At 36.3% G+C, this 13,229-nt stretch carries 15 protein-coding genes; 1 reads left to right on the top strand and 14 read right to left on the bottom strand.

Features of this window, described 5'->3' with window-relative positions; all coding sequences use genetic code 11:
• Window positions 1-3: 3 nt before the first annotated feature.
• From BLW74_RS02440 to BLW74_RS02410, 7 genes are all read right to left on the bottom strand, one after another.
• Window positions 4-252 carry a hypothetical protein gene (locus BLW74_RS02440; RefSeq protein WP_089689864.1) on the bottom strand — a complete coding sequence of 83 codons (249 nt, stop codon included), beginning with the start codon at window positions 250-252 and terminating at the stop codon, window positions 4-6.
• Between the two features lie 286 nt (window positions 253-538).
• Window positions 539-1,879, bottom strand: a complete 1,341-nt coding sequence (locus BLW74_RS02435; RefSeq protein WP_089690630.1) for a phospholipase effector Tle1 domain-containing protein — start codon at window positions 1,877-1,879, stop codon at window positions 539-541.
• Window positions 1,880-2,031: 152 nt separating this feature from the next.
• Entirely contained in the window at window positions 2,032-2,709 is a 678-nt protein-coding gene (locus tag BLW74_RS02430) for a response regulator transcription factor (RefSeq protein ID WP_089689863.1), read from the bottom strand.
• Window positions 2,678-3,394, bottom strand: coding sequence for a sensor histidine kinase (locus BLW74_RS02425; RefSeq protein WP_228424742.1), 717 nt, complete (start codon window positions 3,392-3,394; stop codon window positions 2,678-2,680). The genes BLW74_RS02430 and BLW74_RS02425 overlap by 32 nt, the downstream gene beginning before the upstream one ends.
• Before the next feature lie 65 nt (window positions 3,395-3,459).
• Window positions 3,460-4,083, bottom strand: coding sequence for a hypothetical protein (locus BLW74_RS02420; protein WP_089689862.1), 624 nt, complete (start codon window positions 4,081-4,083; stop codon window positions 3,460-3,462).
• Between the two features lie 17 nt (window positions 4,084-4,100).
• Window positions 4,101-4,880, bottom strand: coding sequence for a hypothetical protein (locus BLW74_RS02415; RefSeq protein WP_227413157.1), 780 nt, complete (start codon window positions 4,878-4,880; stop codon window positions 4,101-4,103).
• A 64-nt stretch (window positions 4,881-4,944) separates the two neighbouring features.
• A complete protein-coding gene (locus BLW74_RS02410) occupies window positions 4,945-5,565 on the bottom strand; it encodes a DUF5715 family protein (RefSeq protein WP_089689860.1) in 621 nt (206 codons plus the stop codon).
• Window positions 5,566-5,785: 220 nt separating this feature from the next.
• Between BLW74_RS02410 and aqpZ the strand changes: the two genes are divergently transcribed.
• Complete coding sequence (gene aqpZ, locus BLW74_RS02405) at window positions 5,786-6,502, top strand: aquaporin Z (protein ID WP_089690627.1); 717 nt, start codon at window positions 5,786-5,788, stop codon at window positions 6,500-6,502.
• A gap of 267 nt (window positions 6,503-6,769) precedes the next feature.
• On the opposite strand, the gene BLW74_RS02400 is transcribed toward aqpZ, so the two are convergent.
• From BLW74_RS02400 to BLW74_RS02370, 7 genes are all read right to left on the bottom strand, one after another.
• The gene (locus BLW74_RS02400; RefSeq protein ID WP_089689859.1) at window positions 6,770-7,315 is read right to left on the bottom strand and encodes a hypothetical protein; all 546 of its coding nucleotides are present in this window, start codon (window positions 7,313-7,315) and stop codon (window positions 6,770-6,772) included.
• A 232-nt stretch (window positions 7,316-7,547) separates the two neighbouring features.
• The gene (locus tag BLW74_RS02395; RefSeq protein ID WP_089689858.1) at window positions 7,548-8,540 is read right to left on the bottom strand and encodes a LuxE/PaaK family acyltransferase; all 993 of its coding nucleotides are present in this window, start codon (window positions 8,538-8,540) and stop codon (window positions 7,548-7,550) included.
• Between the two features lie 195 nt (window positions 8,541-8,735).
• Window positions 8,736-9,506 (bottom strand): UDP-2,3-diacylglucosamine diphosphatase, encoded by a 771-nt coding sequence (locus tag BLW74_RS02390; RefSeq protein ID WP_089689857.1) that lies wholly within the window; start codon window positions 9,504-9,506, stop codon window positions 8,736-8,738.
• A 26-nt stretch (window positions 9,507-9,532) separates the two neighbouring features.
• Window positions 9,533-9,976 (bottom strand): 6-pyruvoyl trahydropterin synthase family protein, encoded by a 444-nt coding sequence (locus BLW74_RS02385; protein ID WP_089689856.1) that lies wholly within the window; start codon window positions 9,974-9,976, stop codon window positions 9,533-9,535.
• A gap of 72 nt (window positions 9,977-10,048) precedes the next feature.
• Window positions 10,049-11,491 (bottom strand): serine hydrolase, encoded by a 1,443-nt coding sequence (locus tag BLW74_RS02380; RefSeq protein ID WP_089689855.1) that lies wholly within the window; start codon window positions 11,489-11,491, stop codon window positions 10,049-10,051.
• Between the two features lie 566 nt (window positions 11,492-12,057).
• A complete protein-coding gene (locus BLW74_RS02375; RefSeq protein WP_089689854.1) occupies window positions 12,058-12,447 on the bottom strand; it encodes an acyl-CoA thioesterase in 390 nt (129 codons plus the stop codon).
• 135 nt (window positions 12,448-12,582) lie between these two features.
• Entirely contained in the window at window positions 12,583-13,155 is a 573-nt protein-coding gene (locus BLW74_RS02370; RefSeq protein ID WP_089689853.1) for an OmpH/Skp family outer membrane protein, read from the bottom strand.
• Between the last annotated feature and the right edge of the window lie 74 nt (window positions 13,156-13,229).

Genomic DNA, 13,229 nt, shown 5'->3' with positions numbered 1-13,229 from the left:
TATTTATCCCGGTGTAAGCGGAGGGGTTTTCTGCCCGGCTTCTACCATGGCGATCATTTCTTTAAGACTTTGCGCAGCTTCCTTGTAGGTTACCTGTCTGATCCCATGATGTGATCCTATCTCATGCTGCAGCTCGTTTAAAGTGGTAGCCTGAGCCATTGTTATTTTTTTACTGCCATTTTTGATACTGATCTCGTTCTCACAAGTATCTAAAAGTTTATTTGCTTTTTTAAGCCATGCTGAAACTGTCATAATTATTTTTGTTTTTGGTGATTTTATCTATAATAACTCCCGGAAATACTGATAAGCGAAAGGAGCTCTTCAGTATTTCCCCTGTTCAATATCTGCCTGAAGCTTCGCTCAATGAACAACTCAAAGTAACGAGAATTAAAAACCCAAAACTACAGTAGAATATACCAAATTCAGCATTCAGTAATTATACCCAATTGATTTTAAATACATTACAACGAAAAGGAGACACCGCAAGATGTCTCCTAACCTAAATTTAAAACTGAGAAGCGTTGGCACTGATTTTTATTTAATGTGAGATAATAACTGCCGGTGTTTTTAGAACAGATCGTACCCAGATGTCATTATTGGGAACATTGGTACCGTAAAGAAAATCTGCAACAAAGCTGTCTTCCGGCAAATGAAGCTCCACAGAAAGCCTTTTCTGGCTGTTTGGGTCTACAGAGGTACTGCTGGAAACATTAAGTCCGTTGTTGATCATTTCAATATTGATTTCGTGCTGAGACCTGTTCAGGAAACCGGGACTGTATAATCCGAAGTTTGCTGAGATATGGGTATAATCTGCAAATCTGGCAAAATCATAAATAGGCTTTTTATTGGCAGAAAGATCTTTTATATATTCCTTCATTTTGAGGTGAAAGCGGTTGAGAAAAGGATGTTTATTGTAATCTGTTCCCAAATAAGGATAGATCTCTGTACTGAAAACAGGTTGTACTGCGTTGGTTTCTTCTATCATTAGTTTGCCATACACTTTAGAAAGATCATTATAAACTCTATCTCTGCACACATATGCCTGTGAAAGGCCATTGGCGGTTTCTATTTTGTACTCTGAAAGCAGCGCATCCCATATTTTATTTCCATCGGGATTGATTTCCGTATTTCTGATATCGGATATGTAGCTGTGTATATCATCTGCATTCATACAATCTGTAGAAATATAAACAGACTGCGGACCCTCCAGATATCCTCCTCCCACGTCTGCGTGATCTCCCGGCACAAATATTTCTTTCCAAACGGACGACTGATTTTCCATTTTCTGATCCTGCATTGTTTTTGAATTTTGAAAAAAACCGGTAAGCGGGAAAAAAAAACGGCTCTCATTCACTGCACAGATATGTAAAGCATTTTCCACCTGAACAGGAATGCTCAAATTATAGGTATTAAATGGCTTCGACTCTACAGTATCGAAAGCTCCTAAAAATTTGATTTTACACTTTTCGGGAGCGTAATAGGTTACAAGATGATTACAGAAAGTTCTTGCCAGCATTCCTCCTCTTCCGAATCCATAGATATAAAAATGATACTCCTGGGTTTCTTCATGAATAATATCCTGCACAAAATCTCTGACTTTCTGAAGTTTATCATCGGAAGAATACCCATTCCCATAGGGAGGGTTTGCGCATGTTGCCATTGCAAAATTACTGTCTTCGCTCCCTGTTACGGTTCCTATTCCTTCGATATATATTTTTTCATCACCAACAAATAAACTGTATAATTTATAGATATTGCTGAAGGTGCCATAATAGCTTTCATTATTGTTCAGCGGTTTATCCGGTGAAAGAATATTTGCGCCATTATTTCCTGTACCGTCAAAGAAAATCCCGACGGAAATCACTCTGCTGCCATTCATGTTTTTGCTTAATTTTTTTATTACAGATCCTTTTTGTGTTTTTTTAAAACTAAAAATCCCTAAAAGAGACATTCCAAAATAACAGAAGAAAAATAAGGTTAGCTAGAGTGAAAATGACTAAATAAAAAATTCCGTATTTCTACGGAATCAGATTATATTTTTTCAAGGGTGTAAATATTGTTGACAATGGCATAAATGACTATTCCCACCGTATTTTTGGCACCAATCTTTTCCAGAATACGCTGCCTGTGGCTTTCTACCGTTCTGGGGCTGATGAAAAGCTTTTCACCTATTTCGTTGTTCGTAAATTCCTGACAGATCAGTTTTACAACATCTTTTTCTCTTTCGGAAAGCTCATCTTCTGTTTCAAAAAGTGAATTTTTCTTGGCAGAACTGTTCATGTACGTAAAAAGCATCTGATGATCTTCAGCGGTGAAGAAAACACCATTTTTATCCACCATCGTAATGGCATCAATGAATATTTTCCTGTTTGAATTTTTGGGAAGAAATGCTGAGACACCGAGCTTAACCATATAACCCAAAATAGAGGTTTTATAATGGGAAGAAAGGATAATGATTTTAAGATCGGGATATTTTTCCTTCAGGATTTCTACCAGTTCAAAGCCATTCATGGGTTTCATCTGAACATCTACAAGAGCTATATCAGGAAATTCATCTTTTGAAAGTTTTCCGAGGGCTTCGATAAAATCGGGGCCATTATCTGCGGTAAGGCTTACCGATATATTTTTTTCATTGGACAGCAACATTTTTACCCCTTCGAGGATCAGCTGTTCATCATCAATCAGTGCAAGTTTGATTTGGGAACTCATGATGTTTTGGAATTTTTATAATTAAACGACTTCCTTTATTCGAAAAAGTTTTTTTCCATTTGTGTATTGCGTTCATAGATTTGATACGGGATTCTATATTTTTGATTCCCATTCCTTTTTTCACTTCTTCATACTCAAAGCCCTGTCCGTTATCTGAAATCACCACTGCCATATTTTCACGATAATCTTTAATATAAATCCAAAGATCCGTAGCATCAGAATGCTTAATTACATTGGTAGTAAACTCCTGAATAATTCTGTACAGCTGCACTTCTACAAAAAGATCTTTTTTTTCATAGCCCGGCATTACCTGCAGGGATATATTAATTTTGTGGGAAAGATTGGCGATTAATTCTTCAACATATAAAACCAGCCCCACCGATTCCAGATTTACCGGATATAATGAATGAGAAATACTTCTGGCAGCATCTATCAGGGAAGACATCTGTCCGTAGATATTTTTTCTGATCAGATCATCACCCTGGGTATCCAGGTTATTCAGCCATAAGGAAAGGATATTGAGACGGTTTCCGATGTCATCATGAATCATTACCGCAATTCTTTTTCTCTCTTCTTCCTGTGCCCGGATGTTTTCCAGCACTAACTTTTTCTGATGAAGCACTTCAGCTTCGTGCTGTACATTTTTTTCCTTTATAATTCTGGTGATAAATGCTCTGTAAGCCAACAGAATAAAGGATACTATAATTGCTATGGTAACAATTATAAGGATCAGCAGATTGATATTTAAAGTTACTTCTTTAATCTCGCAAAAGTGTATAAAAATGAACAGTACAAAATACTTGAAAGTATATTATTGGCACTGAGAATAGTATAATAATCGTTTTCCGACAGCTCTGCAATCTGGTGCTGAATAATAAATATAAATACCGAAACAGAATAGTAGAAAAAAATACTGGCATCCACCAGAAGAAAACGGTTTTGCGCAGTGGTATTTTTAATCTCACGGATCAGGATAAACCCGGAAAGGCATATAATGATGATATTGGAAACCACTTTCGCAATATCTGCATTGGCAGGATAATCCAATCCGTATTTCGAGATCATAAAACCTGCTGCCAATACACCTACAGTCCAGAGGGCAGATTTTGGCCAGTCCAGCTTTCTGATGAATAAACCGGTGAGCAGAAAAAACTCTCCTGCGATATACAGGGGATAAAGAAAAGAAGTGTCATTTAGTCTGAAGATGTACGGCAGGGCCAGATTCAGCAGTTCGATAAAAAAAAGAAAAGCAATACAATGAAAATATTGCTTTTCTTTTGGGTTTAATATGCGGTACTTCGCTGCTCCCAGCAGTATAACAGAGAGAAGCAGTGCATAATTCAGGAACAAAATTGCCTTATAAAGTCCAGCCATTCCTCAGTTTATCTTTTTTAAAATTCACATCCTACATCTACATCCGGAATACGGCAGATAGGAGGACAAGGTTTTGCCCAGTCGTATGTATTTGAAATAGTCTCTGCTCCCAATTCTTCATTCTTAGCATTGGCACGGAAAGAGATGAAGATAAGGGTTACAAGCATTTTCCCATAAATATCATTGTATCGAAGTCCAAAGGAACAGGTGATACCCGTTAATCCCGCATCGTTAAGGCAAAGATCGGCTGTAGGAACGTAGAATTTCCTGAAAATTCCAATTCCTTCATTTTCTCCACATTCTTTGTAGAACCAGTCCATTCCTTCATTTCTCCAGCGTTCAATAGCTGTTACAGCTACATCCTGCTCAAGAATTGGCGTGTTGGAAACCGGTAAAGCCATGTTGGAATCTTTCTTGGCACTCTCTAAATCTTTGGAAAGAACAGCGTTTTTTACCACCGTATATTCCTGAATTTCCTGAAGTTTCAGATCTCTGTCAAGTTCGGTAAGGAAAGTGTATGGATATTCTTTGACATCTATTTTTACACCCTCATTATTCATAGGATAAAGGATAAGGACCAGTCTTTCTTTGTAAACGCCTATTGCTGAACAAAAGTCTTTATACTCACTGAAACCTCTCATCCATTCAAGGTGTTCGCCGGAAATGTTAAAAACATAATTGGTGGGGATCAGCTTTTGTAGTTTTGAAAAGTCGGAACAGTAAGATTTCCATTCATTGGATGCCGCCCTGCATTCTTCTACAGGCAGCATATAATCTACAATGTTTAATGTTGACATAAGCATAGTTTTTAGTTGTATAAAAATATAGAAACTAAACATGCTATGCAAGAAAGATTTTTAATTAATAATTTTTCACTGTAATATGATAACAGCTCTGTTGCCTCTCTTTAATGTAATATATTCTACCAGCATCCTGATAATGCTTTAAAACTTTCTCCAAAGCCATTTCCATCTTCGGATTGTATTTCAAAACATCATTAAATCTTATGTAGGAAATATCAAAAGAGTTTCCGTAATTGTGAGAACTAATCCCTAGTGATGCATTTGAATTGACCCTCCTCAGCCTGCACTGGTCTTCAAGGGTACGGGTAATAGAAGAAACAGTGAATGTACCTCCTTTCGTGTCTTTACTGAATTTGGAGGCTATTTTCTCCAGGGTAGTTTTTGCTTTGGATACCATGTAAGCCCTGCTGTAATCCAGCCTCTGAACCTTATATCCTTTTCCTGACTTTTTTATTTTATGAAATTTTCCGTTGCTGATGTATTTCTGCACTGTTTTGGAATCCTTCAGGAGCTGAATCCCAAAACTTCTGGAAGCATCAAGGTGAGGTTTGTAAAGCGCTGTTGGCTCAACCTTCAGTACAGTAGAAAGATCATAACAGGGAAAAGCTTTTTTTGCTGCCTGCGAATAATGTAAACTATAAATAAAAGGTACAAAGACCACACAAAAAAACGTTCTCATTCACCATCCTTTTAAATTACAAATGAAAGATAAAACATTTATGTTATATCTTTCAAAGCCGACCATAATGCTCTATAAATAAATCCCAAACAAACTTTACACCAAATTACCGATTTTGCAATTATTGTTCATTCTTTTTCGAAATATTTTTTAAGTTTTTACTTTTTACTTTAAGATTTAAATTTTACATTTGAGATGCATTTAAATAATAAACAACATGATAAAAAAACTTTTCGCTGAATTTTTCGGCACATTTTGGCTTGTTTTCGGAGGGTGTGGAAGCGCTGTTTTTGCAGCTGGTGTTCCAGACATAGGCATCGGACTTTTAGGCGTTGCCTTAGCCTTCGGTCTTACTGTTCTTACTATGGCATATGCTGTAGGACACATTTCAGGAGGGCACTTTAACCCGGCGGTTTCTTTCGGTCTTTTGGCTGGAGGAAGATTTCCTGCAAAAGATCTTATCCCTTACATTGTAGCTCAGTGTCTGGGAGCCATTGTGGCAGCAGGATGTCTGTACACTATCCTTAACGGAGCGGGAGCGGTAGAATTCTCAAAACCCGGAGATTTTGCCACCAACTTCTACGGAGAAGCCGTATATAACGGAAAAGCATTCAGTATGGGAGCTGCATTCCTTGCAGAGTTCCTGTTAACCGCTTTCTTCCTTATCGTAATTATGGGTGCTACGGATAAATGGGCAAACGGTAAATTTGCCGGTCTTGCGATTGGACTTGCTCTTACCTTGATCCATCTGATCTCTATTCCCATCACCAACACTTCCGTAAACCCTGCGAGATCACTTTCTCAGGCGGTATTCGTGGGAGGAACTGCAATGTCTCAGCTTTGGCTGTTCTGGGTAGCTCCAATTTTAGGAGGAGTTGTAGGAGGACTGATCTATAAGTTCCTACTTCAGAGAGATACTGCAGAAATAGCAGATTAATTTTTAAAATAATAATCAATTATAAAATCCTGTCAGGCGGCAGGATTTTTTATTTTCTATGCTGGGTAAATTGTTTGAAATTCGTTGTAGACGCAAAGTTTTTATAAAGATGAATTTTTATTGAAGGGTACTAAGTAATTGCGACTACTTCGTGGATGAAGTTAGTGATATGTCAGCTTAGTCAAAATCAATTTCATTGATTCCAGCTTTGCATCCTTAAAGCTTATCGATAAGAAATTAAACTTTGCGTTGAAAAAAGAAATCTGTTTACTTTATTTTTTTGATGTCAAAAGGATTCTTGAAAATCAGTTCTTCGTGCTTTCCTTTAATTTCCATTTTGCGTTGGAGCAGATTCAGTGCCATTTTTCTGATAAAAAGATCTTTATCATTCAGGTTCCAGTAAGAGTCTTCATGCAGCTTTTTGGGTGGACGTATTACATAAAATTCTGTTTCCCATGTATCAACGTTATGATAAAACTCAATAATTCCGCAATGTTCAGGAATAGCTGCTGCATCTATCATTCCCATAGGCAGCAAGAAGCTGAAAGAATTGCAGATATAATCTCCGCAGGAAATTTTATCGTGTTTCAGAAATTTCTCTCCTGTATCTTTATTAAGGTAAGATTTTTTGAAATCATTTTTAAAATCACTTTTTGAAAACTTGATCTCTATTTCGTGGCTTTCGCCTTCAGAATTAATGACCAGAATATCTGCTTCCCAATCTGCCTGAAAATAATTCGTCAGTACGATTTCTTTTTCAAAATCGCAGTGGGAATGGATGTAAGCATGTATAAGTTCTTCTATTTTGATCATTGATATAATTGTAAAATGTACAATGTAAAAAGTATTAATGATGGTGCGCTCTTCTAATAGTCAATATTATAAACGCAATATCCGCAAAGTTTTTTACTAGCTCCTTATAACGTTCGCAAATACGTTTCCCTCAGCAAAAATAATAATCTGTTTTTTTTTTGATTCCGATGATGAAAAAATTGACAATTAAAGCGAATTGACTATTCACAATTCCTCTTTGACCTTACGCTTTCTAACTTACCAAAAGGCTGCAGCCTCTGATATCAGAATGGTCTATTCTTCCCAATACCTGAAATTTTTCTCCGACAATCTTTCCTAAATCCTGGGTAGCAATAAATGAGCAGGAATGGGTATTGGCAAGATCAATGATATTGATGGCTCCTGTTCTTCCTTCTTTTTCATACGCTAAAGGATCCTCAGCATTCCGCACCAAGATTTTCATCCAGTTAGGGCATTCATATTCGTTGTTTCCAAGTGAATAAGCCTGTGAGAGCAGTTCTGTCATGGAATATTCTGAATAGATTTTATGTGTTTTAAGACCCGTCTGTAATATTTTCAGGAGTTCATCTTTAGTCATTTCTTCTTTTCTGCCCTTCATTCCTCCGGTCTCAATAACTATTAAATTTTCGGGAAAATTGATGGTCTCCCCGCTTTGCCCGGAATGGCAGTAATCCAGAAAATCCAATAATGCAAAAGAAACTCCAAAAAGAATTACTTTTTTATCATGCAGTTTGTTCAGTAATTCAAAAAGCTCGGAATGATTGTAAAGAAAATATCCGTTTTCCGGCTTTGCGGATTTTTTCATGAGATAATCTACCATGTAGATCAATGATGAATTCTGCTTTTCAAGATAGCTTGGAAGTAATCCCAGGAAAATAAAATCTTCCGGCTTTCCGATAAACTGTTCAAAACTTCTATAAATACTTTCTTCATACTGCTTTGGATCTGCAATGAAATGCCTGGAAAGATTCATCTGAGTGGTTCCTGAGCTTTGAAAAAACAGGTCTGCGGAAGCATTTTTATCCAGAATCTGATGATTTTTAAACATCTCAATAGGAAGAAACGGAATTTTCGCCAAACCATCTACCTCATCAGGATTCACCTTCAGAAAATCAACGAATTTCCGGTATATTTCAACATTTTCATATTGATAACGAAATGTTTTCAATGATGCGTTCAGGAAATCCTGTTCTGTCTTTATGTTGAATATATTTTTTAATTCCATAACTTTTTTAAGCTAGCAATCATCTCATTATAAGATGATTATATACATAATATAGTATTATTTAATATTTTTTTAATCCGTAAATTCTATTTTGGTAGGCTTCTTGCAATTACTAAAACGGAATATGGATTAAAAACAAGAATGGGTTTCGGCCTGTTCGAAGGTTACCTCTTTTTAGGGGTAATTTTTTTTGCTTTATTTTTCGAAAGTCTTCAGCTCAAAATCCTTTTCAAAAACTCCGTAGGTAAAATAGGAAATCCAGTCTCCAAGGTTAATGTATTTTGCGTTCTGCTCCAGATCCAGCACCATTGGAAGATGCCTGTGGCCATAAATAAAATAATCAATCTTCTGGGTCTTCAGCTTTTCTTTGGAATAAATGATCAGGAACTCTTTATCTTCTCCCAGAAATGCTTTGTCTTCTTCCCCGGAAATCATTTTATTTTTTTGGGAAAGGTATAATGCCACTTTCATTGCCAGGTCCGGATGAAGCCATTTGAAAAACCATTGAGCAACAGGATTGGTGAATAATTTTTTCATTCTTTTATATCCTTTGTCGCCAGGGCCAAGACCGTCTCCATGCGCCAGTAAGAACTGTTTTCCTCCCATTTCGAAATATTGTTTCTGATAGAAAACAGTACACCCGATCTCTTCTTCCAAATAATCTTTCATCCAAAGATCATGATTCCCGACAAAGAAATAGATGTGAATTCCCCTGTCTTTAAGCTCTGCGATCTTTCCCAGTACCCGAACGTAACCTTTAGGAACCACATGCTTCCATTCATGCCAGAAGTCAAAAAGATCACCCATTAAAAACAAAACCTGGGCATCTTCTTTAATCTCGTTCATCCAGCGTATAAATTTCTCCTCACGCAATTTGCTTTCACCAGGTGTAGGCGCACCAAAATGCTGATCTGAAGCGAAATATACTTTTTTTCCAGGTTCTAAATTAATTGTTGTTTTTAACACCGTCTGAGTTTTGTGGGGTAAAATTATTAATTATCTTCTGCAAACCATTCTCCGTAAGAGTTTTCCGTCTCATGAAGTTTAAGATATGCCAAAGAAATTCCTTCAGGTAGTCTTGATTTGATTTTAGCCGCAATGGCATACAACATGTTTTCACAGGTTGGCTGGAAGCTGCAATAGATTACTTTATGTCCTTTCTGCTCAAGATCATCTCCCAATTCTTTGTGTGGAGACAATGCATTTACCAGAACCGCATGGTCCCACACATCTACGATTTCAGATTTTACGATACTTTTAATATCTCCGAAATCTACCACCATTCCATTTTTAGGATTTTCAATATCATTGATCGGTTTTCCTTTCACTGTCACGAACAGTTTATAGGAATGCCCATGCATATTTTTACACTTCCCATCGTAGTTGTAAAGCACGTGAGCGGTTTCGAATGTAAAAATTTTTGTAATACGTATCATAGTACAAAGATATGACAAAACCGCTTAATAGCGAAAAGACTGTTTCTATTAGGGTGATTTTAAATACGGTATTTAATCAATTTTAAACGTTACATTATGATCTCCGGATCCATCCACATTGATGGTATTGTAAGGTACAGAAAGCCAGTCTTTTTTGTTCATGACAAATTTAAACTGATAATTTTTTCCTTTTTCGAAGTGAGATTTTGGCAGTATTAACTCAAAAGTATTGTCCTTTTTCAGGGTCATATCATAGGCCTTGTCATTGGGATTCCAGTTATTAAATGAGCCTGCAACTGAAATATTTCTTATATATGCTGTGCTTTTATTTGCTGGAAACTGGTATGAAAAAATTATATTATCCTTTTCAATGCGGTAGCCATAAATTTCTTTTTTAAGGCTGGGATAAACGAAAGGTTCTGATTTTGTATATTCTTCTGCCACCATATATGGATTCAGCAGCTTCTGATCCATGATACCCGCTATCTGATTGATCATGGGGTAAAAAACAGGAAATTCTTTATATCCGCTGTACATCACCACAATAGCCATATTCTGATCCGGAAAAATTCTGTAAGCACTTACATTTCCACCGGAAAAGTTATAGGATTTGACATTATTAAAGGTATCCATATCCCAACCGTGGGTGAAGGTAATCTCCTTATTTTTGTATTCAAAAGGTTTCCACATCAACTGCTGAGTGGTGGGTTTCAGGAAATCATGATTACTAAGATGAATACTCCACTGCAGAAAAGCGGGTAATGTGATGGCCAAACCATTAGCAGAGTGTGCTCTTCTTCCCTCTACAAATGTAGATTTTTCGTATTGGTGTTTTTCTTTATTATAGATGTACTTTACAATCCTGTCAGGGATTTTTTCAATTGAGTTGGATGAAAATATTACCTTGTTTCTGGAATCTGAAAACTGATTATTCAGAATATAATCTTCGAATTTTTCTCCGGTTATTTTTTCAATGATCATTGCAATCAGCATGTAGTTTGTCTGGTTGTATCTATAATCACTTCCTGTTTCAAATTCCATTTTTTCTTTTGACAGGCGGTTAATCACCTCGTCATTTGCAGCATCTGTCGCAATATCGCTGAAGTTAATCCAGTCCGGAAGCCCAGAAGAGTGTGATAAAAGGTTTTTCACCTTTACATTCTGCCATTCTGCCGGTAGATTGTCTATATATTTTGAAATTTTATCGTCCAGAGAAATTTTTTCCTGCTCAATAAGCTGAAAGAGCCCGACATTGGACATCAGTTTTGTAGTAGAATATACTCTGAACATGGAGTTGGAATCTACTTTTTTGTCACTTTCCAAAGTTGCTTTTCCATAATATTTCTGGAAAGTCACTTTATTGTTGGTCACGATTCCTACGGCCATGCCGGGTATTTCGTTTATCCTGATCACTTTTTTAATATAGTTATCAATATCCTTCGCCTGTTCTAACGTCTGGCCGCAGCCCGGAAACGATAAGCTTAAAAATAAAATAGCTGAAACTGTTTTTTTCATTTTCCAATGGGTTGATGGTTTCTTATTAAGACAGCTATCGAAGCTCAATTATAACATCTAATTCTGAGATAAAAACGGAAACAGATGCATTCCGGAGTCTGTTTTTTTATTCTGATAATCCTTTCTATACTGATTTCCAATAAAATAAACAGCCATTCCGTTACTGTTTACCCGGCTGAGAGATGCTCTGCGGCATTGCTATTTTTTATAAAAATCATTCCATCGAAACATTCATTGAGCTTTATAGGTTATGTAATGTAAATTTTTCTGTTTCAGGGGTGACAGGGCCATACCCTATAAATCTGATCTTCAGCGAAAACAGAATGCTGAGTATAAAGCATTTCCATAGCCTTATGATTATATTTATATTATATATTTCTTACATCCTTACTCGTTAAGCTAAAAACTGTAAACGGTTATTTTCATGAATGCAATCTAAAAAAATGAAGCCACAATAGTAAAGCCACTGTATACAAGAGTTTTCATGTTATTTAGTTTTTTGTTAAGTGTTCCTGATCAAAAATAAAAAAATCAAAGTATTACTCCTACTTTGATTTTTTCTTTTATTATTCAGAAAACTTCTCCAGCCAATCAGCTTCCAGGCGCTTAATCTTTTTGGTTTCCGTATCGAAGAGAATCCAAAGTGTGCTTGAATCTACCACAAGCTCATCTTTGCAATAAAATTCTACTTTTCTTGGCTGTTTGGCTCCTTCCGGAGCTATTGGATAGGTTCTAACCGTGATGATGTCGTTCAGATAGACTTGCTTTTTGTATCGGATATGATGATCAAGAAGCATCCAGGCATCATTTACATATTCTGTTTTCTGTTTTAAAAGATCCCAGTGTTCCGCGGCTACTTCTTCCACCCAGTGAACATATTGTACATTATTCACGTGGTTATTCTGATCAATATGTTCTTCCGTTACCTGGATCTGTTTTTCGTACATTAAATTCATTCTCCTGAAAGTTTACTCAAATTTATCATTTTAAACAGAACTTTCTTACTCTCTCAGAAACAATTCAAGCATTCAGATACAAAAAAACGGAATCAGATACTCTATGATTCCGTTTTTTTTTGTGTATTGAAATTCTTATTTAGATTTTCCAGCTGCTTTAGCAGGAGCTGCCGTACCACCTAACTTGCTTTTTACCATATTAGTGATATCTTCACTTCCGTCTGTATACAGAAGGTTATTAGATTCCTGTGCTGCTGTATCAAATACATAGTTTAGACTTCTCTCTTTCGCTACAGCGTAAATAGCGTCTCTTACTTTTTTCTGAAGCGGGCTAAGCAGTTCATTTTGTTTAGCCGAGATATCTTTAGCAGCCTGTGCTCTGGTTTCTTCTATCTTCTTCCCTAAAGTCTGTAATTCTGTTTGTGCTGCAATTAATTCTTTAGTGACTGCTTCTTTATTGGCTTCACTTAAAGTCTTTTCTTTATCCTGAGCTGCTTTCAGCTTAGTCTGATAATCGTTGATCAGCTTTTCAATTTCTGTCTGCTTGCTTTTAGTCAGATTATCAATGGTCGTTCCTATAGTTTTTACTTCTGATAAACTTGCAAAGATGTCCTCTGTGTTTACACTTCCAATCTTCTGTTGAGCCTTTGCGATATTAGCAGTAAGTGTTAATCCTAATGTAATAAAAATTACTTTAATTAAATTCATGTTTAATACTATTTTTTCGTCCCCAAATATAATTCAAATTTCAATACTTACGATCTGATATTTTTCCTTTATTA

Origin of the sequence: Chryseobacterium culicis (assembly GCF_900108365.1) — a bacterium.
GTDB lineage: Bacteria > Bacteroidota > Bacteroidia > Flavobacteriales > Weeksellaceae > Chryseobacterium > Chryseobacterium culicis.
This window is presented reverse-complemented; position numbering and strand designations above follow the sequence as displayed.

What these genes read in the sequence shown, in the direction of transcription:
- BLW74_RS02410 (WP_089689860.1), bottom strand. Translation starts at nt 5,565, where the DNA reads ATGAGAACGTTTTTTTGTGTGGTCTTTGTACCTTTTATTTATAGTTTA.
- BLW74_RS02395 (WP_089689858.1), bottom strand. Translation starts at nt 8,540, where the DNA reads ATGGAATTAAAAAATATATTCAACATAAAGACAGAACAGGATTTCCTG.
- BLW74_RS02440 (WP_089689864.1), bottom strand. Translation starts at nt 252, where the DNA reads ATGACAGTTTCAGCATGGCTTAAAAAAGCAAATAAACTTTTAGATACT.
- BLW74_RS02380 (WP_089689855.1), bottom strand. Translation starts at nt 11,491, where the DNA reads ATGAAAAAAACAGTTTCAGCTATTTTATTTTTAAGCTTATCGTTTCCG.
- BLW74_RS02420 (WP_089689862.1), bottom strand. Translation starts at nt 4,083, where the DNA reads ATGGCTGGACTTTATAAGGCAATTTTGTTCCTGAATTATGCACTGCTT.
- BLW74_RS02375 (WP_089689854.1), bottom strand. Translation starts at nt 12,447, where the DNA reads ATGAATTTAATGTACGAAAAACAGATCCAGGTAACGGAAGAACATATT.
- BLW74_RS02385 (WP_089689856.1), bottom strand. Translation starts at nt 9,976, where the DNA reads ATGATACGTATTACAAAAATTTTTACATTCGAAACCGCTCACGTGCTT.
- BLW74_RS02435 (WP_089690630.1), bottom strand. Translation starts at nt 1,879, where the DNA reads ATGAATGGCAGCAGAGTGATTTCCGTCGGGATTTTCTTTGACGGTACA.
- BLW74_RS02430 (WP_089689863.1), bottom strand. Translation starts at nt 2,709, where the DNA reads ATGAGTTCCCAAATCAAACTTGCACTGATTGATGATGAACAGCTGATC.
- BLW74_RS02370 (WP_089689853.1), bottom strand. Translation starts at nt 13,155, where the DNA reads ATGAATTTAATTAAAGTAATTTTTATTACATTAGGATTAACACTTACT.
- BLW74_RS02400 (WP_089689859.1), bottom strand. Translation starts at nt 7,315, where the DNA reads ATGATCAAAATAGAAGAACTTATACATGCTTACATCCATTCCCACTGC.
- BLW74_RS02415 (WP_227413157.1), bottom strand. Translation starts at nt 4,880, where the DNA reads ATGTCAACATTAAACATTGTAGATTATATGCTGCCTGTAGAAGAATGC.